We start from the raw sequence: 22,002 nt of genomic DNA, 5'->3' as shown, positions 1-22,002 counted from the left end.
CTCTCACCTCTTCAAAAGGCTTCATGGACAACGCAGCGATGATCCGGCGCAGCCTGCGCCATGTGTGGCACCCGTGCACGCAGATGAAGCTGCATGAGGCCCAGCCGCCCGTGCCCATCGCGCGTGCCGAAGGCGTGTGGCTTTACGACTTTGAAGGCGGGCGCTACCTGGACGGCGTCAGCTCCTGGTGGGTCAACCTGTTCGGCCACGGCCATCCGCACATCAAGGCGGCGCTGCGCGAGCAGCTCGACACGCTGGACCACGTGATGCTGGCCGGCTTCACGCATGCCCCGGTGGTGGAGCTCTCCGAACGCCTGGGCGCGCTGACGGGGCTGGGCCATGCCTTCTACGGCAGCGACGGCGCCAGTGCCACCGAGATCGCGCTCAAGATGAGCGCCCACTACTGGCGCAACAGCGGCCGGCCCGAAAAAAGCCGCTTCATCGGCCTGGCCGGCGGCTATCACGGCGAAACCGTGGGTGCGCTGGCGGTGACCGACATCGCGATCTTCCGTGAAGCCTATGCGCCGCTGGTGCGCCTGGCCGCCACCGTGCCCAGCCCCGATGCGCGCGGCGCCCAGGCCGGCGAAAGCGCGGCGGACACGGCGCGCCGCGCCGCCGCGAGCCTGCAGGCCTGGCTGGAACAGCACCACGCGGAGACCGCCGCGCTTATCGTCGAGCCCCTGGTGCAGTGCGCCGCCGGCATGGCCATGCATGATGCGGCCTACCTGCGCGAAACCCGCGCGCTGTGCGACCGCTACGAGGTGCACCTGATCGCCGACGAAATCGCCACCGGCTTCGGCCGCACCGGCACGATGTTCGCGCACCAGCAGGCCGGCATACGGCCCGACTTCATCTGCCTCTCCAAAGGGCTGACCGGCGGCACGCTGCCCCTGTCGGCGGTGCTGACCACCGACGCGGTCTACGACGCCTTTTACGACGACGAGGTCGCGCGCGGATTTCTGCATTCGCATTCCTACACCGGCAACCCGCTGGCCTGCCGCGCCGCGCTGGCCACGCTGGAGCTGTTTGAGCAGACCGACGTGCTGGCGCGCAATGCCGAAACGGCCCAGGTGCTGGACGCGGCCTTCGCGCCGCTGACGCAACACAAGGCCGTCCGGCATGCGCGCCGGCTGGGCATGATCTGGGCCTGGGACGTGGAGCCCGGCAGCCTTCCCCACTTCGCGCGCCGCTACACGCAGCACGCCATGGCCAACGGCGTGCTGCTGCGCCCGATAGGCCAGACGATTTACGTGATGCCGCCTTACGTGATGGATGCGCAGGCCGCCCAGCACCTGGCGCGCGGCGCGCTGGCGGCGTTGGAGGCCACGCTGGCTGAAGAAGGCGCCCATGGCTGAAGCCGCGCGCAGGCCGCTCTCGCTGTTCGTGACCGGCACCGACACCGGCGTGGGCAAGACCCTGGCCAGCACCGCGCTGCTGCATGCGTTGGCCCGCCACCATGTGCGCGTCGTCGGCATGAAACCGGTGGCGGCGGGCACGGTGCACATCGACGGTGAAGACGTCAATGAAGACGTGGTCGCGCTGCGCGCCGCCTCGACCTGCCGTGTGCCGCCCGAACTCGACAACCCGGTGCTGCTGCCCGACCCGGTGTCGCCGCACATCGCGGCGGCGCGTGCCGGCCGGCCCATACGCATCGCGGAGCTGGTGGACTGCCAGCGCCGGCTCGCACAGCTGGCCGACGCCGTGGTAGTGGAAGGCGCGGGCGGCTTCCAGGTGCCGCTTTCGGGCCGCGACACCGGCGCCGACCTGGCCCAGGCGCTGGGCCTGCCGGTAGTGCTGGTGGTGGGCCTGCGGCTTGGGTGCCTGAACCACGCATTGCTCACGGCCGACGCGATACGCGCGCGCGGCCTCACGCTGGCGGGCTGGGTGGCCAACCACGTCGATGCCGCCATGCTGGCGCAAGAGGACAACATCGCCTTCCTGCGGCAAAAGCTGCAGGCGCCGTTGCTGGCCACCATTCCCCACCAGGCCGCGCCCGACCCGCGCGCGGTCATCTTTGAGCTTCCCCCCGCATGGCAATGACGACCTCTTCCTGGCTCGATGAATTCCCGGCACGCCTGGCTGAGCTGGACGGCGCGCACCTGCGCCGCCGGCGCCGCGAGGTCGTGCCCGAAAGCGGGGCACGCCTGATGGTGGACGGCCAGAGCATGCTGGCCTTTTGCAGCAACGACTACCTGGGCCTGGCGACCCACCCGGCCCTGGTGCAGGCGGCCTGTGAAGGCGCGCAGGCTTATGGCGTGGGGGCCGGCGCCTCGCCGCTGGTCAGCGGCCACAATGCGGCCAACGCGGCGCTGGAGCGCGAGCTCGCGGCCTTTGTGGGCCTGCCGCGTGCCTTGTATTTTTACGCGGGCTACGCCACCAACATCGGCATCGTGCCGGCGCTGGTGGGTGCCGGCGACGCGATCTTTTCGGACGCACTCAACCACGCCTGCCTGATCGACGGCGCGCGGCTGTCGCGCGCACAAATCCACCGTTATGCGCATGCCGACCTCGACGCGCTGGCAGGCGAACTCTCGCGCAGCACCGCACCGCGCAAGCTGGTGATCAGCGACGCCGTGTTCAGCATGGACGGCGACAGCGCCGACATCCCGGCGCTGCTGGCGCTGTGCGAGCGCCACGATGCCCTGCTGCTGCTGGACGACGCCCACGGCTTCGGCGTGCTGGGCCCGCAGGGCCGCGGCAGCCTGGCCGCCGCCGGCCTCTATGGCGCGCAAGCCTCGCGCCACGTGCTCTATATGGCCACGTTGGGCAAAGCCGCCGGTGTCGCCGGCGCCTTTGTGGCGGGCGACGAGGCGCTGGTCGAATGGCTGCTGCAGAAAACCCGCAGCTATATATTTGCCACCGCCGCGCCCGCGTTGCTGGCGAGCGCCCTGCGCGCCAGCCTGCAAGTGATTGAACAGGACGAGTGGCGGCGCGCGCACCTGCAGCGCCTCATCGCACGCCTGCGTGATGGCCTCACGGCAAGCCTTGAGGGCAGCGGCTGGCAGCTGTCGGCCTCGCAAACCGCCATCCAGCCACTGCTGATAGGCCCCAATGACAAAGCCCTGGCCGTGATGGACGGCCTGCGCGAGCGCGGCATCTGGGTGCCAGCGATACGCCCGCCCACCGTGGCCGAGGGCACGGCCCGGCTGCGCATCGCGCTGTCGGCCGCGCACATCGAGGCCGACGTCGACCAATTGGTTGACGCCCTGGGCACGCTGGCGCGGCAGGCCGCTTGATCGTTACACCTTATTGCCCCAATCTCATCAGCTAGACTCCAAAACCCACGCTTCGGAAGGAAGAACACATGTCCCACGCCGCAGAACAAACCGTCACCCTGCACCGCCCCCGCGCCAAAGCCGCGCCAGCCCCCGCCGGCGACCCACGCTGGAGCGTTGACGCCATCGAGGCGCTGTTCAACCTGCCCTTCCCTGAACTGATGCACCGCGCGCAGACGGTGCACCGCGAAAATTTCGACCCGACGCACGTCGAGTTCGCCACCCTGCTGTCGGTCAAGACCGGCGGCTGCGCCGAAGACTGCGGCTACTGCCCGCAGGCCGCGCGCTACGACACCGGCGTGGAGGCCAGCAAACTGATGGAGCCCGCCGAAGTGCTGGCCGCCGCGCAACGCGCGCAAGCCGCCGGTGCCACGCGCTTTTGCATGGGTGCGGCCTGGCGCTCGCCCAAAGACCGCGACATCGAAAAAGTCGCCGAGCTGGTGCGCACCGTGAAGGCCCTGGGCCTGGAAACCTGCGCCACGCTGGGCATGCTGGAAGACGGCCATGCGCAAACCCTGCAAAGCGCGGGCCTGGACTACTACAACCACAACCTCGACAGCGCGCCTGATTTTTACGGCGACATCATCACCACGCGCGACTACCAGGACCGCCTGGACACGCTGGCGCGCGTGCGCAGCGCAGGCGTCAAGGTCTGCTGCGGCGGCATCGTCGGCATGGGCGAAACGCGCCGCCAGCGCGCCGGCCTGGTGGCCGAGCTCGCCAACCTCACGCCCTACCCCGAGTCGGTACCCATCAACAACCTGGTGAAGGTCGAAGGCACGCCACTGGCGAACCAGGCCGACCTGGACCCGTTCGAGTTCGTGCGCACGATTGCCGTGGCCCGCATCACCATGCCGACCGCGCGCGTGCGCCTGTCGGCCGGCCGCCAGCAGATGGGCGACGGCGTGCAGGCCCTGTGTTTCCTGGCCGGCGCCAATTCGATCTTCTACGGCGACAAGCTGCTGACCACCGGCAACCCCGACACCGAGGCCGACGTCAAGCTGCTGGAACGCCTGGGCATGAGCCGCTCGGCGCCTGAAGTTCGGTAACACGCACAGCTTGTCTGGGCTCTCTAAACCGCGCCTAAAAAAGCACGGTGAAGCTGGTTAGACTCTCGCTAAATTCCGGACCTGTCCCATGACGTCTCCCTCCAATACCTCCAACACCAGCGCCACGCCTTACGGCACGCTGCCTCCCTCGTCCACGCCGTCGGCGCGCAAGCCGCTGAGCCTGCCGCGCCTGCGCGAAATGCATGCGCACGGCGAAAAAATCACCATGCTGACGGCCTACGACGCAACCTTCGCGGCCGTGGCCGACGCGGCGGGCGTGGAATGCATCCTGGTCGGCGATTCGCTGGGCATGGTCTGCCAGGGCCTGACCAGCACCGTCGGCGTGACGCTGGAGACCATGCGCCACCACACCGAATGTGTGGCCAACGGCCTGCGCCGCTCCCAGGCCACGGCCTGGCTGATCGGCGACCTGCCCTTCGGCAGCTACCACGAGTCCCCGGAGCAGGCCTTGCGCAGCGCCGTGGTGCTGATGCAGGCCGGCGCCCACATGGTCAAGCTGGAAGGCGGCGGCTGGACGGCCGAGACCGTGCGCTTCCTGGTCGAGCGCGGCATCCCTGTCTGCGCCCACCTGGGCCTGACGCCGCAGACGGTACATGCGCTGGGCGGCTACCGTGTGCAGGGCAAGGGCGAGGAAGCCGCCGCCACGCTCAAACAGCAAGCCCGCGAATTGCAGGACGCCGGCGCCGCCATGATGGTGCTGGAGATGGTGCCCGCGGCCCTGTCGGCCGAACTGACCCGGGAGCTCACGCATTGCGCCACCATAGGCATAGGCGCCGGCAGCGGCACGGCCGGCCAGGTGCTGGTGCTGCACGACATGCTGGGCATGAACCTGGGCAAGATGCCGAAGTTCGTGCGCAACTTCATGGAAGGCCCCGACAACAAAAGCGCCAGCGTGCGCGGCGCCATGGAAGCCTACGTGCGCGCCGTCAAGGACGGAAGCTTCCCGGTGAACGCCACGCATGCGTGGTAACGGTTTTTCTCCTTCCCCCACTGGGGGAAGGCGGGGATGGGGGCGGCTGGCACTGGTAGCAGCCGCCGGGTCATTGACGCAGCCAGCCCCCATCCCAACCTTCCCCCAGAGGGGGAAGGGGTAACACCCCAAGGAGAACAAAAGATGCAGATCGTCCACACCATCCCCGAGCTGCGCGAAGCCCTCAGCCCCTACAAGTGCCCGGCCTTTGTGCCCACCATGGGCAACCTGCACGACGGCCACATCGCGCTCGTCAGGCAGGCCAAGCCGCTGGGCGACGTGAGCGTCTCCAGCATCTTCGTGAACCGACTGCAGTTCGCGCCGCACGAGGACTTCGACAGCTACCCGCGCACCCTGGACGCCGATGCCGAGCGGCTGAAAGCCGCCGGCTGCAATGTGCTGTTCGCGCCGCTCGAAAAACACCTGTACCCCGAGCCGCAGACCTACAAGGTGCACCCGGCCACCGACTTGAGCGACATCCTGGAAGGCCACTTCCGGCCCGGTTTTTTCATCGGCGTGAGCACCGTGGTGCTCAAGCTGTTCAGCTGTGTGTTCGCCGGCATGCCTTCGGGCGTGGCGGCTTTCGGCAAGAAGGACTACCAGCAGGTCATGGTGGTGCGCCGCATGGTGCAGCAGTTCGCGCTGCCCATCGAGATCCTGGCCGGCGAAACCCAGCGTGCCGAAGACGGCCTGGCGCTGTCGTCGCGCAACGGCTACCTGAGCGCGACCGAACGCGCCGAGGCCGTGGAACTCTCCAAGGCCATACGCGCGCTGGGCGAGGCCGCCCGTGCCGGCGGCACGCCCGACCTGCCGGCGCTGGAAGCCCAGGCCATGCAGGCGCTGGCGCGCCGCGGCTGGAAACCCGACTATCTCACCGTCCGCCGCCGCGCCGACCTGCTGGCGCCGCAAGGCCCGTTGGCCGGCGAGCCGCTGGTGGTGCTGGGCGCGGCCAAGCTGGGCAGCACGCGGCTGATCGACAACCTGGAAATCTAGGCGTGAGCGCGGTATCCATCCGTCTCGCGACCCTGCCCGACCTGCCGGCCGTGGCCGCGCTGTTTGACGCCTACCGGCAGTTCTACGAACAGCCCGCCGACGCCGGACTGGCCTTGCAGTTCATCGGCGACCGCATGCGGAACCAGGAATCGGTGATCCTGGTCGCCCAGGCCGCGGAATCCATCGTCGGCTTCTGCCAGCTCTACCCCAGCTTCTGCTCGGTGATCGCCCAGCCGATTCTGACGCTGTACGACCTCTATGTGGCGCCCGAAGCACGCCAGACCGGCGCCGGCCGCGCGCTGATGCAAGGGGCCTACGAACATGCCCGGCAGCACGGCTTTGCGCGGCTGGACCTCAGCACCGCCAAAACCAACCACAGCGCACAGGCCTTGTATGAATCACTGAACTGGGTGCGCGACGAGGTCTTCCTGTATTACAACAAGACAGTTTCGCCGGCCTGATCCGGTCAAACGCGGGGACGGGCGACACCTGCCTTGGGGTATAAAGTTCACAGGCTTGTCATATTGCCCCCACGTTGCAGGAGTTCCACCATGGCCATTCCCCACGCCGCTTCCGGGCAGCTGATCAACGTCCAGCCGCTGGCGGGAAAACTCTCGGAAGCCAGGACCGTCGCGCTGTTCAAAAGCGATGAACTGGAAGTCATGCGCCTCATCGTGCCGGCCGGCAAGACCGTGCCTTCGCACCAGGTCAAGGGCGAAATCACCGTGCAATGCCTGGAGGGCGAGGTGGCCTTCATCGCGAACGGCCAGACTCAGCCCATGAAAGCCGGCCAGTTGCTCTGGCTGGCAGGCGGTGTGCCGCACGGCCTGACGGCGGTGCAGGACTCATCGCTACTGGTGACGCTGCATTTGTGCAAATAGGCCCGGCATGAGCCGGCGGATCAGGCCAGCTCAGCCGTAGGCCCGCGGCCCATCAGCATCGCCACCGCTTCGGCGGGCTGGAGCTTGCCGTCCAGCAAGGCCACCACACTCTGGGCAATCGGCATCTCGACACCTAAACCGGCGGCGCGCTGCACCACGGTGCGGGCGCAGTACACACCTTCGGCGACATGGCCCAGCGAAGCCACCGCCTGCGCCAGCGTCTGGCCCTGGGCCAGCAGCAGGCCCACCTTGCGGTTGCGGCTCAGGTCGCCGGTGGCCGTGAGCACCAGGTCGCCCAGGCCCGACAGGCCGGTGAAGGTTTCAGCGCGGGCGCCCAGCGCCACGCCCAGGCGCGTCATTTCGGCCAGGCCGCGCGTGACGAGCGCGGCGCGGGCATTCAGGCCCAGCTGCAGGCCGTCGCACAGACCTGTGGCGATGGCCAGCACGTTCTTGACGGCGCCGCCCACCTCGACGCCAACGACGTCGTCATTGGCGTACACGCGCAGGGTCGCGCCGTGGAAAGCGGCGACCAGGGCGTCGCGCACCTCGGCATGCTCGCTGGCGGCGACCAGCGCCGTCGGCTGACCGCGAGCGACTTCCAGGGCGAAGCTGGGGCCGCTGAGCACGCCGGCCCTTAAATCGGGGGCCGCCTGGGCGCGGATTTCATGGACCATCAGCCCGAACGGCGAAGCGGCAGCCTCCACCGGAGCCTCAAAACCCTTGCTGAGCCAGGCCACGGGCGCGCCGGCGTGCCGCAGGCTTTGCAGCATGCCGCGTGCCGCCGAGACCGGTGTGGCCAAGATGATGAGGTCTTGCCCGGCCAGGGCCTGGGCCAGCGGCGTATCGCCGCCCTGCAGCGCCAGAGCAGCAGGCAAGGCAATGCCGGGCAGGTAGCGGGTGTTGGTGCGTTCGGACTTCAGGCTTGCCAGCTGCGCCGCATCGCGCACCCACAGGGTGACCTGGTGGCGCGAGGCGCTGCTGACGGCCAGCGCCGTGCCCCAGGCACCCGCGCCAATGACCAGTATTTTCATGAGGACATCATGAGGCAGCCGGGACATTCATCCCGGCGGGCCATCACACGATGATCTGGGAAGCGGCCGGTGCGGCGGCTGCGGCTTCGGCTTGCTGCTGCTCGTACATGGCCTGGAAGTTGATTTCCGCCATGTGCACGGGCGGGAAACCGCCGCGCTGGATCACGTCGGCCACGTTGCCGCGCAGGTAGGGGTAAACGATCTGCGGGCAGGCGATGCCCAGGATGGCGCCGAGTTGCTCGGACGGCACGTTGCGGATTTCAAAGATGCCGGCCTGTTTCGCTTCCACCAGGAACACGGTCTTGTCGGCGATCTTGGTCTGCACGGTGGCCGTCACGGCGACTTCGAACAGGCCTTCGGCGATGGGGGTGGCGCCCACACCCAGCTGGATGTCCACGCTGGGTTGCTCCTGGTTCAGCAGGATTTCGGGGGAATTGGGCTGCTCCAGCGACACGTCCTTGAGGTAAACGCGCTGGATCTGGAATACGGGGTCAAGATTGGCTTCAGCCATGGTGTTCTTTCGGGTGCTGGGAGGGGAATCGATGCGCCGGCAGGCCGGCGGCCAGCGCGCATTATCTCAGGCAATCCGCGCCTCAAAAATTCAGGCCGGATTATTCAGCAATGGCATCAGGCCACCACGGCCGTCGAGAGCCATCAGGTCATCGCAGCCGCCCACGTGGGTCTCGCCGATGAAGATCTGCGGCACCGTGCGCCGTCCCGTGATGTCCATCATCTTCTGGCGTTCGCCGGGCACCATGTCGACGCGGATTTCATCGAGTTCGGTGACGCCGCGCTGCTTGAGCAGCTGTTTGGCCTGGATGCAGTAGGGGCAGGTGCCGGTGGTGTAAATCTTGACGGTTTGCATGGTTTCTCCGGATCGCGCCGGCGTGAGCACGGCGCGGGGAAAGTGGATGAAGCAGGGCAGGTCGGCTGAGGCAGGTTTCATGCCCGCCCCGGCCAGCCAACCCTCATTCAGGCCTTTTCGAGGGGAAGGTTAGCTTCTTTCCAGGCTTTGAGCCCGCCGCCCAGCGATTGGGCCTGCTCGTAGCCGAGCTTTTTGGCGACGGCGACGGCACGGCCGGCGCGCGCGCCGGTGGCACACACCAGGATCAGGGGGAGGCCCTTGTTTTTGACCGTGGCGGGCAATTTGTCTTCCAGCTCGCCGAAAGGCACGTTTTTGGCGCCCGTGACGTGGCCGACGGCGAATTCGTCGGCTTCGCTGACGTCCACGACTACCGCTTTTTCGCGGTTGATCAGCTGCACCGCGCCGCTGGCGGTCAGCGCGCCGGCATTCATGCCGCTGGCAATCATGGGCCAAACCAGCATGCCGCCCGAGGCGAGCGCTATCGAAATCAGCATCCAGTTATCGATCAGAAATTTCACGGTATACCCTTTGTGTATTTTTCGGCTAACCCGTGATTTTAGAATGGAGGGAGAAAAGGCCCCGCCGGCCGCCCTCCCTATTCCCCTTTTTTCCCTCTTTTCTCCTTTTTTCTCACTCTTCATCCCTCCCACCATGTACAAACTCGTGCTCATACGCCATGGCGAATCGACCTGGAACCTTGAAAACCGCTTTACCGGCTGGACCGACGTGGACCTCACGGAAACCGGCATTGAGCAGGCCAAAACCGCCGGCAAGCTGCTTAAAAACGACGGTTATGAGTTCGACCTGGCCTATACCAGCGTGCTCAAGCGCGCCACCCGCACGCTCTGGCACACGCTGGATGAGATGGACCGCACCTGGCTGCCCGTGGTGCACAGTTGGCGCCTCAATGAGCGGCATTACGGCGCCCTGCAGGGGCTGAACAAGGCCGAAACCGCGAAAAAATTCGGCGACGAGCAAGTCCTGGTCTGGCGCCGCAGCTATGACACGCCGCCGCCGCCGCTCGAGGCGAATGACCCGCGCAGCGAACGCGACGACCCGCGCTACGCCAGGCTGCAGCCCGGCCAGGTGCCGCTGACCGAATGCCTGAAAGACACCGTGGACCGCGTGCTGCCGTTCTGGAATGAATCGATGGCGCCCGCCATCAAGGCCGGCAAACGCATCGTGGTGGCGGCCCACGGCAATTCCATACGCGCGCTGGTGAAATACCTGGACAACATCTCCGACAGCGACATCGTGGGGCTCAACATCCCCAACGGCATTCCGCTGGTCTACGAACTGGACGCCGCACTCAAACCGCTGCGCCACTATTACCTGGGCGACAGCGAGGCTGCGGCCAAGGCCGCGGCGGCTGTGGGCGCACAAGGCAAGGCCTGATTCCTCCCGAGGGCTCGCCCGGCCTGGTTTTTGTAAAAGTCCTGTAAATAGCCGCCTGTTTCGCCTCTTTTTTCGCACCGCGCCGCACCAGGGACGGAACTGGGGCCCCCGGCCTTTCTCCAAGGTGTATATTGCTTCCCACAGGGGGAACAAGGGTTCCCCAACAGGCTAAAGAAGGTATTTTTATGGGTCAGAAGCTCAAGATAGCAGGCTGGATTTCAATCGGCGCCGTGGCAGGGGCCCTCACCACAGTGCAATTGCAGGCGGTGGCCCGCGCGGGCATCGCCCCGCTGCCACTCGAGGAGCTGCAGCAGCTGGCCGCCGTTTTCGGCATGGTCAAGAGCGATTACGTGGAGCCGGTGGACGAGAAAAAGCTCATCACCGACGCGATTTCCGGCATGGTCGCCAGCCTGGATCCCCACTCGGTCTATTTCGACAAGAAGTCCTTCAAGGAATTCCGCGAAGGCACGACCGGCCGCTTTGTCGGTGTCGGCATCGAGATCAGCCAGGAAGACGGCCTGGTAAAGGTGGTCTCGCCGATCGAAGGTTCGCCCGCCGACCGCGCCGGCCTCAAGCCTAACGACCTGATCACACGCATCGACGACACCGCCGTCAAAGGCCTGACGCTCAATGAGGCCGTCAAGAAAATGCGCGGCGAACCCAAAACCAAGGTGCTGCTGACGATCTTCCGCAAGGACGAAAACCGCACCTTCCCGGTCACCATCACGCGGGAAGAAATCCGCACCCAGTCGGTGCGCAGCAAGGTGGTCGAGCCCGGCTACGCCTGGATACGCCTGAGCCAGTTCCAGGAGCGCACAGTCGACGACTTCGTGACCAAACTCGAGCAGATCTACAAGCAGGAACCCAACCTCAAGGGCCTGGTGCTCGATTTGCGCAACGATCCGGGCGGCCTGCTGGACGCCGCCGTCGCGGTGTCGGCAGCCTTCCTGCCCGAAAACGTCACCGTGGTGTCCACCAACGGCCAGCTGGCCGAAAGCAAGTTCACCTACAAGGCCTCGCCTGAGTTCTACCAGCGCCGCAACGGCTCCGACCCGCTCAAGCGCCTGCCCGCGGCGCTCAAGACCGTACCGCTGGTGGTGCTGGTCAACGAAGGCTCGGCCTCGGCCAGCGAAATCGTGGCCGGCGCACTGCAGGATTACAAGCGCGCCACCATCATGGGCAACCAGACCTTCGGCAAGGGCTCGGTGCAGACCGTGCGTCCGCTGGGCCCCGACACGGGACTGAAGCTCACCACGGCGCGCTACTACACCCCCAGCGGCAAATCCATCCAGGCGCGCGGCATCGTGCCCGACGTGATGGTGGACGACACCGCCGAAGGCAGCCCGTTTGCCGCCCTGCGCACCCGCGAAGCCGACCTGGAAAAACACCTCAACAGCGGCCAGGGCGCCGAAGTCAAGGATGCCAACCGTGAAAAAGCCCGCGAAGCTGCCATGAAGCGCCTCGAGGAAGAAGCCAAGAAGACGCCGGAACAGCGCCGCCCGCCCGAACTGGGCAGCGATAAGGACTTCCAGCTGGCCCAGGCGATCAACCAGCTCAAGGGCCGGCCAGTGCTGGTCAGCAAGACGGCCGTAGTTGAGCCAAAAAACGAGAAAAAAGAGAACTAAGGCCGTGACGGCATAGTGACAGGGTAGCGCCGGAGATGCCGGCCTTTCCCGGTTTCGTTTCTCGCGTTCCTCTTCTTCCACAGGGCCGCTCTACCTCAGGGCAGCCTCTTCCTCCCATGACCGACGACCAGCTGCTCCGCTATTCCCGGCACATCCTGCTCGACGAAATCGGCATCGAAGGCCAGGACAAACTCCTCAAGGCGCATGTGCTGATCGTCGGGGCCGGCGGCCTGGGCTCGCCGGTGGCGCTCTACCTGGGCAGCGCCGGTGTCGGCCACCTCACCATCGCCGACCATGACCGGGTCGATGCCACCAACTTGCAGCGGCAGGTCGCCCACACCTTGGGCCGCGTCGGCGAGTTCAAGTCCGAGTCGGCGCGGCAGGCCATCGCGGCGATCAACCCGGACGTCGAGGTCACGCCGGTCACGCAACGGGCCGAGGGCGCGCTGCTCGACCGGCTGGTCGGCGAGGCCGACCTGGTGCTCGACTGCACCGACAACTTCGCCACCCGCCACGCGATCAACCGCGCCTGCGTGAAGCATCGCAAGCCGCTGGTCTCGGGCGCGGCCATCCGCTTCGACGGGCAGGTCGCGGTCTTCGACGCGCGCGATGCGCGATCGCCGTGCTACGCCTGTGTGTTCCCCGAATCGGAGCTGATGGAAGAAGCGCTCTGCGCCACCATGGGCGTCTTCGCGCCGCTGGTCGGCATCATCGGCAGCACGCAGGCCGCCGAGGCCCTGAAGCTGATCTGCGGCGTGGGCGAGGCGCTCACCGGGCGCTTGCTGATGCTGGAAGGCAAACGCATGGAGTGGAGCGAGATGAAGCTGGCACGCAACACCGCTTGCGCTGTCTGCGGCAGCGTTCACGGCTGAGCGCCGCTTTTATTTGACGGCCGGTGTCTGCGTCGGCATACGCGAACCGGCACTGGATGCAGCGGCCTGTTTCAGGATCGCCACGCAATTCTCGTCCTGGCCCGGTCCGGTTTCGATGGTCGCGGCCAAGGCCAGCAACGGATTGACCACGCCCAGCGCCAGCGCAATGCCGGCCCGGCCGGCCAGCGCGCTCTTGTCGGGCCCGGCCGACGGGGCCGCGAAAGTGCCGCTTATCCTCAAGGGCGACCTGAAGCTCAGGATGCTGCGGTCCTTGGGCGCCGGGTCCAGGATCAAGTCCAGCGTCTCATCGGCCAGGCTGATGGTGCCGCGCCCGTTGATCACCGTGTCGGTGGTGTCCAGCACGATGGTTTTGGTGCTCATCAGGCCTTGTTTGACCTCAAACGCGGCAGCCGCGCAGCGCAGCTGCACATTGCGGTCGCCGCGCACCAGGAACTTGATGATTTCGCCGCCGTCCAGGCCCATGAATTCAAGCAGGATGTTGCTGATCTGGCCCTTGCCCATCAGCACGGCCACGTCGCCGGACGAGGTACCCAGCATTTGGGCCAGCGAATTGCCCCGCCCCTTGAGGTCGAACTGGCCGCTGATTTTTCCCAAGCTGCTTTTGCTGGTTTCCACCGCGGGAAAGAGCTGGTTGAGCTGCACCGCGCGCAGGTCCAGCCGCGTCGCGAAGGTCGCGGGCATCACATTGGAATCGATGCGTATGCTGCCGGCCACCGTGCCGCCCGCGATGCCCAGGGAGATCGGCTCCAACTGCAGCACGCCGGCGTCCAGCTTGACGTGGACGCTGCCCTTGTCGAGCGGCAGAACTTCCACATGCCGGATGTCCGATGCGGAATACACCACGTCGGCATTCATGGCCTTGAGCCGGGTGACGTCCAGTGTCGCGACGGGCAGGACTTTGCGCGATGCGGTGCCCGGCGTGCTTCTTTTTGCCGGTGCGGGTTCATCCTCTGCCTTGGTCGCAGCTGCTTTCACGGGCGTAGGCCCGGCGGGCGGAGGCAGCCCGATCACCGGCGCCAGGTCGGCAAAGTCCAGCAGTTTTGACTGCACCTTGCCGGTCAGCAGCGGCACCGCCGCCGACTGGTCGAAACTGAGCGCGCCGCTGAGGTCCGAGCTTCCCAGCGTGCCCTGGATCTGGCTGGCGGCCCAGACCTTGCCGTGCTTGGCAAGCTTGCCGCGCAGCTTGTAAGGGGGGGTGGAAGGCAGCACCACGCCCAGCAACTTGTAGAGCTCCTCCAGGTTGCGCCCCTGCAGGTCGAAGCTGGCATCCACCCCCGCAAGCTCCGCGAGGTTGGCGATGGTCCCCTTGGCCTTCAGGCTGGTCTTGCCGGCCACCGCGTTCACTTCGATGGGAAAAGGCGCTTCGATATCCTTGCTCAACTGCAGCACGCCGCCGGTGCGGCCGCTGGCGCTGAAGGGCTCGCTCTGCCATTTACCCGTGGCCTTGTAGCTCAGCGGCAGCTGGCCGGTGGTTTCCCGGGCGAGCGAAAAATCCACATGGATGTTCGCGCCCTGCGCCGCAGCCTGGTAATCGACGCTGCCGCCGTCGATCAGCAGGGCATCGATGCGCGGGATGGCGCCTTCATCGGAGGTGTCGCGCGACAGCGCCCAGGTCCTGCGCCCGTCGGGCTCCATCTGCAGCCCGATCTCGGGCGCCGTCAGCGCGATGCGGGGCAACACGACCTTGCCGATCAGCAGCGGCAGCAGCTTGATGTCGAATTCGGCCGCCTGCGCCTTGACCAGGTAGGGCTTGTCGGCCCACTCGGGATTGGCGAACTCCACGCCGTCGGCCCTGACCGTGACGGTGCGCCCCAGATGTACCGACAGGTGCCGCGTGATTTCAAAGCGCCGGCCCAGCTGGTCGGAGACATGGCGGTTGATGGGGCCGCGTAGCACATCCCAGGGGAAAAACACCAGCACCAGGACAAGGACGGCCAGCACGGCGGCAATACCGGCAAGCCATCTTCGCCAAAGGACCGGGGGAGACTGTGTGTCGTTCATGGATGGCATAGAGGGTCAAGCCTGCATCAAAAGGAAGGCGTGAGGCTTGCCATGCAGTGGCCGGGAAGGCGTTGGAAACACTGCCGGACATGCGCCGCCTCCCTGCGTTTGTGGGTGTGATGTCCGCGTCGGGAACGACGCAGGGCTCTGTTTTTCCAGGTGCCTTACTATCGATCGGAATCGCACAACGCAACAGTCGGCAGGCGCCACGACACCCTGTGGGCAAGTGCCTACAGCGCGCAAACGAGCGTCTAGCGCTTGGGCAAATCGGGGGGCGTAGGAGCCCTCCTACAAGTGCTGGCCTTGGCCGCTGGCAGAATGGGCCCTGATAAAAGATACATTAGGAAACAAGAGACTCTCGAATTCTTTGGACTTTCGTAATACTTCGAGAGCCACGCCGCCTCCTACCTGGACCTGAGCAGTGAGACTGAAAACGTACATCGTAGAAGACAATCCCACGATTCGTGAAAACCTGATCGGGACGCTTGAGGAGTTGGCACGCATTGATGCCGTGGGAACCGCAGAAACCGAGAACGAAGGCAAGGCCTGGCTGACGGAAAACAGCGGGGACTGGGATCTGGCGATCGTTGACCTGTTTCTCAAACAGGGGAGCGGCCTGGGCGTGCTGGCCGCCTGCAGGGATCGCCCTTCGCGGCAGAAGGTCGTGGTCCTGAGCAACTACGCCACAGCCGATATCCGCCAGCGTTGCACCCAGCTGGGTGTCGACGCGGTGTTCGACAAATCCAACGAGATCGACGCCCTGGTGGACTATTGCATCCAGCAGAGCGCCGCCGTCGATTGAACTCAGTCGATCAACTTGTTCTTGAGGGCGTAATAAGTCAGGTCGCTGTTGGAGGAAAGGCTCATTTTTTCCATCACGCGTGTGCGGTAAGTGCTCACCGTTTTCACGCTCAGCGACAGCGCCTTGGCAATGTCGCCCGCCGTTTCACCCTTGGCCAGTTTCAGGAACACCTGGAACTCCCGCTCGGACAGCTGCTCGTGCGAGGCCACGTCGTTGGGCCGGTTCAGCTGTTGCGCCAGCAGCTCGGCCACCGCCGGGGTGATGTAGCGTTTTCCCAGCGAGATCACGCGGATGGCGTCGACGATTTCGGAGGGATCGCACTCCTTGTTGAGGTAGCCGCTGGCGCCCTGGCGAATCAGGTTGACCGCATAGTGTTCCTCGGGGTAGCCGCTCAGGATCAGAATGCCGACGTCGGGCGCCTTCGCGCGGATCATGGCCAGTGCATCAATACCGCTCTGCCCGGGCATGGACAAATCCATGACGAGGATGTCGAGTTCGACATTGCGAACCAGGTCAATGGCCTCGCGGCCGCTGCCGGCCTCGCCAACGACGCGCAAGTCGACCTGGTCCGAGAAAAACTGCTTAAGCCCGGAACGCACAATGGCGTGGTCGTCCACAATTCCGATTTTGATCATGTCGCTGTCTTCCTTATAAAGCCCGCGCAAGCCGGCGGTGCCGTGAAAGAGAGATGCCGGGAACGGCACCTGCTTTAATTTTCAGCATCCATTATTGACGAATTCTTCACCGAAGTACCAAACGGAGTTTGCCGTGAAACCATTTGCGATACCCAGAATGGCCATCAGCCTGCCCTTGGCGGTGCTGGCTGCCGCCTTCCTCATCTTCATCAATGAGGCGAGTTTTCGCAAGTCTACCGAGGCGGCGGCCAGCATTGAAGAGGCGCAGTTGACGCGCGGCGCCATCAATAAACTTCTGCAGCATATGCTGGACGCGGAAACCGGCCAGCGGGGCTACCTGCTGACGGGTGACGTGCGCTACCTGGAGCCTTACAACGCCGCCCTGGCCGATATCGACGACAACCTGAACGCGCTGCGCCAGCTGTTCACCCCGTACCGGGAGCAGCTCGCGGAATTCGGCCTGATGTCGCGGCATGTCTCGCGCAAGCTGGCCGAAATGGACCTGAGCATCCGCATGCGCAAGGAGGGCAACGAGGACGCCTGGAAATTCGTGCTGACCACCGACGTCGGCAAGGAGCACATGGAGGCCATCCGCCAGCAGTCCGCCAAGCTGGCCGCCAGCAGCGTCAGCAAAATGGAACAGGGGCAAGATCAGATCAGGCGAACGCTGCAGCTGTCGCGCATCGGCGTGGCGACCATGGCGCTTGCGGGCCTGCTGGCGTTCTACATGTACCTGCTGCAGACCAAGGCCTTGCTGGCTTCCGGCCGCCGCGAGCAGGAATCGCTGCAGCGTGAGCGCGACTTCCTGGAGGTGCAGGTCCGCGACCGGACCGCCAACCTGGCCGAGCTGGCCACCCACCTGCAGAACGTGCGCGAAGACGAGCGCGGCCACCTCGCGCGCGAACTGCACGATGAACTGGGGGCACTGCTGACGGCGGCCAAGCTCGACGTGGCCCGTTTGAAGTCGCGCCTGGCGGGCAACCTGCCGGAAGCCGCGGAACGGCTGACGCACCTGACCAACACGCTCAACAGCGGCATCGCGCTCAAGCGTCGCATCGTGGAAGACCTGCGGCCGTCCTCGCTGTCGCACCTGGGCCTGGTGGCATCGCTGGAGATCCTGGCGCGCGAGTTCGAGGAACGCTCGGGCCTGTCCATCACCACCGACCTGGAAGCCGTCGAACTCGGCGGCTCCGCGCAACTGACTGTCTATCGCCTGGTGCAGGAGTCGTTGACCAACATGGGCAAATACGCGGAAGCCAAGCAGGCCGAAATCAGCCTGCACAACTTCGACAGCTACATCACTGTCGAGGTCAAGGACAACGGCAAGGGCTTCAAGGTCGGCAGCGTGAGCGCCGGCAGCCATGGGTTGGCCGGCATGCGGCATCGCGTGGAGGCCGCCGGCGGGCGCCTGACGGTCACCAGCACCGAAGGCGAAGGCACCAAAATTTCCGCAGTGCTGCCGAAGACGCTTTGAGCATCGCTGACCCGAAGACGCGTCGATCCCTTTGGTCGGCCGGGGCGGCGACGCGCATACGACGCGCAAAAGCTGCGTAACAAACTGTCGGCCCCCTCCTACAGGGCATGGCCATTCGAACTGACAGAGGCACACGCTGGCAGCCGATGAGGCAAAGCAGGGGCGCTCACTAAGCTTGGCTCAAGGCCTTTTCAAACGAAGCATAGGCCGCACACCCATAGCCAAGGAGCCCAAGATGCTGCACTATTCCGTCGTTTTCCTCGTCATCGCGCTGATCGCCGCCGTCTTCGGTTTCGGCGGCATCGCGGCCGGCGCCGTCGAGATCGCCAAGATCCTGTTCTTCATCTTCGCCGTGATGGCCGTGGTGAGTTTTGTCATCAGCCTTCTGCGCAAGAACTGACGGCCCCGCGTTTTTCACCGGAGCTCCCCCGCATGAGCCGCGTCACCCGGTGACCCGGCTTTTGTTTTCCCTTCTTCTTTTCACTCCTCCCTTCAACCCGCCAAGGATTTGCCATGAACACCCAGACCGCCGCCAGCACCGCACGACAAACCTCCGATGAATTGCTGCAGACCGCCGAGAAAGCCGTGGGCACCACCCGCAGCTACGCCAACGAAGCCCTCGACAAGGCCGAGAACAAGGTGCGCGACCTGCGCGGCAGCGTCGATCCCGTGGTCGACATGTTGGCCTCCAAGGCCCAGCACCTGGCCCGCCAGAGCCTGGACCTCGCCGCTGAAGCCAAGGAACGCGCACAGCGATCACTGTCCAATGCCGCGGGCGCCACTTCGCGCTACGTCGCCGACCAGCCGCTGCGTTCCGTGCTGATCGCCGCGGCGGTGGGCGCCGGTGTCGCGCTGCTGATTTCCTCGGCACGCCACCGCAACCACGACCGTTATTGAGCCATCGCCGCCACCAAGACCATCCCGCCCATGCTCCACCCTCTTTTCTCCACCATCGTGCAGCGGCCCGACCTGGTCGTGGACCATTTGTCGGCCTACGCGGCGCTGTTCCAGGAAGAAGCTTCCGAAGCCGGCTCGGAGGTGGTGGCGCGCGTGGTGGCCTGGGCCGTGGCGGTTGTGGCGGCCGCTGTCTTCCTGGGCCTGGCCGGCACGGCCGTGATGCTGGGAATGCTGCACAACCAGTTCCACTGGGCGCTGGTGGTGGTGCCGGGCGTAGCACTGGCGATTCTTGTCGTTGCCATGCTGCGGGCGCGCAAGCCTTTCGCCACGGAACGCTTTCCCGAGCTGAAGGCGCAGATCGACAGCGACGCCCGCGCCTTGCGCATGGCCGCGTGAACACCGTACCAAAGACCGCGCCATGACATCGCTCACCCAGCCCACGCCGCAGGAAAGACTGGCCAGCAGCCGCAAGGCCATCGTCCGGCACATGAGCCGCGACAAGCTGTCCCACGATGAGCAGGAGCAATCCGGACAGCATGGTGAAGAAGATCCGGAACACGCCCGGGACGGAGGCTGGGGCTTCATCAAACACGCGCTGGGCGCTTGGTGGCAGCACCACCCCGTGAGCGCCGCGTTCAGCTTGGCGCGGCCGGTGCTCGGCAATTACGCCAGGGAAAAACCCCTGCAGCTGCTGGGCATCGCCGCGGTGGCGGGCGCGGCGGCCGTGGTATTCAAGCCCTGGCGGCTGGTGTCGCTGGGCAGCGTGCTGCTGGCCGCGCTCAAGTCGTCGGAGATCTCCGGCGCCCTGCTGTCGATGCTCTCCAGCCCGGCGCAAGGCAACGAACAGACTCAAAGGACACCTCCATGAACTCCTCCGTCATTTCCAAACTCCCCACAGCGGCTTCCGGCGAACTTGTGCTGGACGAGACCGGCCTGGACGCGGCCCGCAACAGCCTGGCCGACGGCGCCATCACGCCGGCCTATGGGCCGCACCGCGATGCCATCGTGAAACTGCTCAATGACGCCCTCGCGACGGAACTGGTCTGCGTGCTGCGCTACAAGCGCCACTACTTCATGGCCAGCGGCGTGTCGTCTCCGCCCATCGCCGACGAATTCCTGGTGCACGCCAACGAAGAGTCCGGGCACGCGGACCGCATCGCCAGGCGCATCGTGCAACTGGGCGGCGAACCCGACTTCTCCCCCGGCACGCTGCTGCAGCGCAGCCATGCGGACTACGACGAATCCAACGACCTGAAGACCATGGTGCGCGTCAACCTGGTCGCCGAGCGCATCGCGGTGGAGACCTACCGCCAGATGATCGCGCTGATCGGCGACAAGGACCCGACGACGCGGCGCATGCTCGAAGACGTTCTTGCCGACGAGGAAGAGCACGCCGACGAACTCAAGGACTGGCTGGAGAAATAACCGTTACCGCAGGCCGGTGGGCGTGGTGCCGCCCACCGGCAGGCTTTTTCAACCCTGCACCAAAAACCATTGAAATCAACCGAAGAGGAAAACAATATGAAATACGCTCGCGCAATTGCATTCGCCGCTCTGGCAGGCATCACCATCATTGGCAGCGGCTGCGCTGTCGGGCGTGGCCAGGAGTCCGCAGGCGCCTATGTCGACGACGCCGCCATCACGACTTCCGTGAAGGCGAAATTCGTCGAGGACAAAACCGTGGCGGCTTCCTCCATCAAGGTGGAAACGCTCAACGGCACGGTCCAGCTGTCCGGCTTTGCCAAATCCAGTGCGGAAAAAGCCCAGGCTGAAAACATTGCCCGCAACGTGAAGAACGTCAAGGCCGTGCGCAACGACATCGTCGTTCGTCCGTAAACGGTTTTGCAAGGCCGGCCGCCCGCGAGGCGGCTGCAAAAAGGCAGGCATGGTTTCCCATGCCTGCCTTTTTTTGTGTCCGGCCGGATAAGGCCGACAGCCTGGACTAGCCGGCGGCCTTCACCACGAGTTTGTTGTCCACCGAGCTGACGCCTTTGACGTCTTTGGCCAGGCTACCGGCCTTGTCGCGGGCGGCCGCCGTGGGCGCGGAGCCATTGAGAGTCACGGCGCCGTTGCGGGTGTCCACGTTAATCTTGAGCACGCTCAGATCGGGGTCCTTCGCGAACCCGGCGGTGAGGGTCGTCGTGATCGTGAGGTCGTCGATTTTTTCACCGGCTTTGGCAGCCATATCCTTGCCGGAAGACTCGGCGCCCTGGGTGGCGTTTTTCACGGCGGCACCTGCACTGGCCATTTCGCTTTCGGCCTTGGCCTTGGCGCGGGCGGCGGCGTCTTCAGTTTTCGCAATGGCCGAGTCAAGCTGCTGGCCGGCGGTTTTTCCATCGTCCGGCTTGTTGCAGGCCGACAAAGCCAGCGCGACGGACAACGCACCGACGACAGCCAGGGGACGGAGGGAATGGCCCGCATGCGAGGGGTTCAAAAGGCTTGGAATCATGATGGCTCCTTGTTGGGAATGTGCGCCGGCCCGGCTTAGGCCGGTCGGGCGCTAGGGGATGGCGAAGCAGCGTTCGCGCACATTCACTCTAGCCAGCGGGCCCGTTGCCGCACATCGGCGCCGGCTGAAACAGCCGTAGGACAAGGGACAGCGCCCATGGCTAGTGGCAGCTTCCGTACCGTTTGCGAAACTGCGCTGGATACACGGGCGGCATAGCGTGCGACGGTGAAAAAATTCCCAGCCCTGCGGCCTTGGCGCGCCGCTGCTGTACTGCGTAAGGGCCGGCGCTGCCGCGACTGCGGTAAGACCAGGCCAGGCCCTGCGCCACCATCCATCCGCCTGCGTCTTCGCCCTTGAGCGTGATCTTCTCCAGCAGGCGGCCATAGTCGTCATGGTGCCGGCCATGCACCGCCACGCGCCGGCCCAGCAGCTTGCGCATGAGCGCGTCGCGGGAGGCGGTGCCGCCGGCCTGGCAGATTTCCGGCGCGTCTATGCCGTTGATGCGAACACTGATGGGCTTGCCGCCGCCGGGCGGCCGCACCCTGACGGTATCGCCGTCGACCACATAGCTGACGACACCGGACCAGGCCGGCGCCGAGGATTTGGCCGGTGAAGAGGCTTGGGCCGGAAGCCATGCGATCAGCAATGCAGCCATGGCAAGGGTGCGTGAAAGGGAAGACATTGTTCGAAGAGGCCCGTGAACTGCGGAAGGAAGGGCCTTGAATATACTGGACAGACAAACAGTA

Annotated in this window: 27 protein-coding genes; 19 read left to right on the top strand and 8 right to left on the bottom strand. The window is 65.5% G+C overall.

The window, feature by feature from the left end; translation table 11 throughout:
- The first annotated feature begins 23 nt into the window (after positions 1–23).
- From AC1D0O_RS05470 to AC1D0O_RS05435, 8 genes are all read left to right on the top strand, one after another.
- Positions 24–1,355, top strand: coding sequence for an adenosylmethionine--8-amino-7-oxononanoate transaminase (locus AC1D0O_RS05470; RefSeq protein WP_477652526.1), 1,332 nt, complete (start codon positions 24–26; stop codon positions 1,353–1,355).
- Positions 1,348–2,040 (top strand): dethiobiotin synthase, encoded by a 693-nt coding sequence (gene bioD / locus AC1D0O_RS05465; RefSeq protein WP_477652525.1) that lies wholly within the window; start codon positions 1,348–1,350, stop codon positions 2,038–2,040. Before AC1D0O_RS05470 ends, bioD begins: the two co-directional genes overlap by 8 nt.
- Positions 2,037–3,236, top strand: a complete 1,200-nt coding sequence (bioF, locus tag AC1D0O_RS05460) for an 8-amino-7-oxononanoate synthase (protein ID WP_477652808.1) — start codon at positions 2,037–2,039, stop codon at positions 3,234–3,236. Before bioD ends, bioF begins: the two co-directional genes overlap by 4 nt.
- Positions 3,237–3,304: 68 nt before the next feature.
- A complete protein-coding gene (gene bioB / locus AC1D0O_RS05455; RefSeq protein WP_477652524.1) occupies positions 3,305–4,324 on the top strand; it encodes a biotin synthase BioB in 1,020 nt (339 codons plus the stop codon).
- An 88-nt stretch (positions 4,325–4,412) separates the two neighbouring features.
- Positions 4,413–5,315 carry a 3-methyl-2-oxobutanoate hydroxymethyltransferase gene (panB, locus tag AC1D0O_RS05450; RefSeq protein WP_477652523.1) on the top strand — a complete coding sequence of 301 codons (903 nt, stop codon included), beginning with the start codon at positions 4,413–4,415 and terminating at the stop codon, positions 5,313–5,315.
- A gap of 144 nt (positions 5,316–5,459) precedes the next feature.
- Positions 5,460–6,308, top strand: coding sequence for a pantoate--beta-alanine ligase (panC, locus tag AC1D0O_RS05445; protein WP_477652522.1), 849 nt, complete (start codon positions 5,460–5,462; stop codon positions 6,306–6,308).
- Positions 6,309–6,310: 2 nt separating this feature from the next.
- A complete protein-coding gene (locus AC1D0O_RS05440; protein ID WP_477652521.1) occupies positions 6,311–6,769 on the top strand; it encodes an N-acetyltransferase family protein in 459 nt (152 codons plus the stop codon).
- A 90-nt stretch (positions 6,770–6,859) separates the two neighbouring features.
- Entirely contained in the window at positions 6,860–7,189 is a 330-nt protein-coding gene (locus AC1D0O_RS05435) for a cupin domain-containing protein (protein WP_477652520.1), read from the top strand.
- Between the two features lie 20 nt (positions 7,190–7,209).
- On the opposite strand, the gene AC1D0O_RS05430 is transcribed toward AC1D0O_RS05435, so the two are convergent.
- The 4 genes from AC1D0O_RS05430 to AC1D0O_RS05415 form a co-directional block, all read right to left on the bottom strand.
- Positions 7,210–8,220 carry an NAD(P)H-dependent glycerol-3-phosphate dehydrogenase gene (locus tag AC1D0O_RS05430; RefSeq protein ID WP_477652519.1) on the bottom strand — a complete coding sequence of 337 codons (1,011 nt, stop codon included), beginning with the start codon at positions 8,218–8,220 and terminating at the stop codon, positions 7,210–7,212.
- 43 nt (positions 8,221–8,263) lie between these two features.
- Positions 8,264–8,731, bottom strand: coding sequence for a protein-export chaperone SecB (gene secB / locus AC1D0O_RS05425; RefSeq protein WP_477652518.1), 468 nt, complete (start codon positions 8,729–8,731; stop codon positions 8,264–8,266).
- A 90-nt stretch (positions 8,732–8,821) separates the two neighbouring features.
- Positions 8,822–9,085: a glutaredoxin 3 gene (gene grxC / locus AC1D0O_RS05420; RefSeq protein WP_007867884.1), complete on the bottom strand. Its 264-nt coding sequence runs from the start codon at positions 9,083–9,085 to the stop codon at positions 8,822–8,824.
- Between the two features lie 107 nt (positions 9,086–9,192).
- Positions 9,193–9,603, bottom strand: a complete 411-nt coding sequence (locus AC1D0O_RS05415; RefSeq protein ID WP_477652517.1) for a rhodanese-like domain-containing protein — start codon at positions 9,601–9,603, stop codon at positions 9,193–9,195.
- A 133-nt stretch (positions 9,604–9,736) separates the two neighbouring features.
- On the opposite strand from AC1D0O_RS05415, the gene gpmA reads away from it, so the two are divergent.
- The 3 genes from gpmA to AC1D0O_RS05400 all read left to right on the top strand — a co-directional run bounded on the left by gpmA (position 9,737) and on the right by AC1D0O_RS05400 (position 12,977).
- Positions 9,737–10,480, top strand: coding sequence for a 2,3-diphosphoglycerate-dependent phosphoglycerate mutase (gpmA, locus tag AC1D0O_RS05410; RefSeq protein ID WP_477652516.1), 744 nt, complete (start codon positions 9,737–9,739; stop codon positions 10,478–10,480).
- A 185-nt stretch (positions 10,481–10,665) separates the two neighbouring features.
- Complete coding sequence (locus AC1D0O_RS05405; protein WP_436157399.1) at positions 10,666–12,105, top strand: S41 family peptidase; 1,440 nt, start codon at positions 10,666–10,668, stop codon at positions 12,103–12,105.
- Between the two features lie 116 nt (positions 12,106–12,221).
- Positions 12,222–12,977 carry a HesA/MoeB/ThiF family protein gene (locus AC1D0O_RS05400; protein WP_477652515.1) on the top strand — a complete coding sequence of 252 codons (756 nt, stop codon included), beginning with the start codon at positions 12,222–12,224 and terminating at the stop codon, positions 12,975–12,977.
- 9 nt (positions 12,978–12,986) lie between these two features.
- Here AC1D0O_RS05400 and AC1D0O_RS05395 read toward each other — a convergent pair whose 3' ends face one another.
- Positions 12,987–15,008: an AsmA family protein gene (locus tag AC1D0O_RS05395; protein WP_477652514.1), complete on the bottom strand. Its 2,022-nt coding sequence runs from the start codon at positions 15,006–15,008 to the stop codon at positions 12,987–12,989.
- A gap of 412 nt (positions 15,009–15,420) precedes the next feature.
- Between AC1D0O_RS05395 and AC1D0O_RS05390 the strand changes: the two genes are divergently transcribed.
- Positions 15,421–15,801, top strand: a complete 381-nt coding sequence (locus tag AC1D0O_RS05390; protein WP_477652513.1) for a response regulator — start codon at positions 15,421–15,423, stop codon at positions 15,799–15,801.
- Positions 15,802–15,803: 2 nt separating this feature from the next.
- Here the strand turns inward: AC1D0O_RS05390 and AC1D0O_RS05385 are convergent, their stop codons facing one another.
- Positions 15,804–16,436 (bottom strand): response regulator, encoded by a 633-nt coding sequence (locus AC1D0O_RS05385; protein ID WP_007867910.1) that lies wholly within the window; start codon positions 16,434–16,436, stop codon positions 15,804–15,806.
- Between the two features lie 133 nt (positions 16,437–16,569).
- On the opposite strand from AC1D0O_RS05385, the gene AC1D0O_RS05380 reads away from it, so the two are divergent.
- The 7 genes from AC1D0O_RS05380 (at position 16,570) to AC1D0O_RS05350 (ending at position 20,643) form a co-directional block, all read left to right on the top strand.
- The gene (locus AC1D0O_RS05380) at positions 16,570–17,910 is read left to right on the top strand and encodes a sensor histidine kinase (protein ID WP_477652512.1); all 1,341 of its coding nucleotides are present in this window, start codon (positions 16,570–16,572) and stop codon (positions 17,908–17,910) included.
- A 235-nt stretch (positions 17,911–18,145) separates the two neighbouring features.
- A complete protein-coding gene (locus tag AC1D0O_RS05375) occupies positions 18,146–18,310 on the top strand; it encodes a DUF1328 domain-containing protein (RefSeq protein ID WP_007867921.1) in 165 nt (54 codons plus the stop codon).
- Positions 18,311–18,423: 113 nt separating this feature from the next.
- The gene (locus AC1D0O_RS05370; protein ID WP_477652511.1) at positions 18,424–18,807 is read left to right on the top strand and encodes a hypothetical protein; all 384 of its coding nucleotides are present in this window, start codon (positions 18,424–18,426) and stop codon (positions 18,805–18,807) included.
- 30 nt (positions 18,808–18,837) lie between these two features.
- On the top strand, positions 18,838–19,203 hold the full coding sequence (locus AC1D0O_RS05365; protein WP_477652510.1) for a hypothetical protein: 366 nt from the start codon (positions 18,838–18,840) through the stop codon (positions 19,201–19,203).
- A 22-nt stretch (positions 19,204–19,225) separates the two neighbouring features.
- Positions 19,226–19,675: a hypothetical protein gene (locus AC1D0O_RS05360; RefSeq protein WP_477652509.1), complete on the top strand. Its 450-nt coding sequence runs from the start codon at positions 19,226–19,228 to the stop codon at positions 19,673–19,675.
- Positions 19,672–20,232, top strand: coding sequence for a ferritin-like domain-containing protein (locus AC1D0O_RS05355; protein WP_477652508.1), 561 nt, complete (start codon positions 19,672–19,674; stop codon positions 20,230–20,232). Before AC1D0O_RS05360 ends, AC1D0O_RS05355 begins: the two co-directional genes overlap by 4 nt.
- Positions 20,233–20,328: 96 nt before the next feature.
- On the top strand, positions 20,329–20,643 hold the full coding sequence (locus AC1D0O_RS05350) for a BON domain-containing protein (RefSeq protein ID WP_477652507.1): 315 nt from the start codon (positions 20,329–20,331) through the stop codon (positions 20,641–20,643).
- 106 nt (positions 20,644–20,749) lie between these two features.
- On the opposite strand, the gene AC1D0O_RS05345 is transcribed toward AC1D0O_RS05350, so the two are convergent.
- On the bottom strand, positions 20,750–21,256 hold the full coding sequence (locus tag AC1D0O_RS05345; RefSeq protein ID WP_477652506.1) for a BON domain-containing protein: 507 nt from the start codon (positions 21,254–21,256) through the stop codon (positions 20,750–20,752).
- 160 nt (positions 21,257–21,416) lie between these two features.
- Entirely contained in the window at positions 21,417–21,911 is a 495-nt protein-coding gene (locus tag AC1D0O_RS05340; protein WP_477652505.1) for a thermonuclease family protein, read from the bottom strand.
- Between the last annotated feature and the right edge of the window lie 91 nt (positions 21,912–22,002).

Source organism: Polaromonas sp. P1_F2 (genome assembly GCF_056405735.1).
The sequence above is the reverse complement of the archived record's forward strand: the minus strand, read 5'-3'. Positions and strand labels throughout refer to the sequence as shown.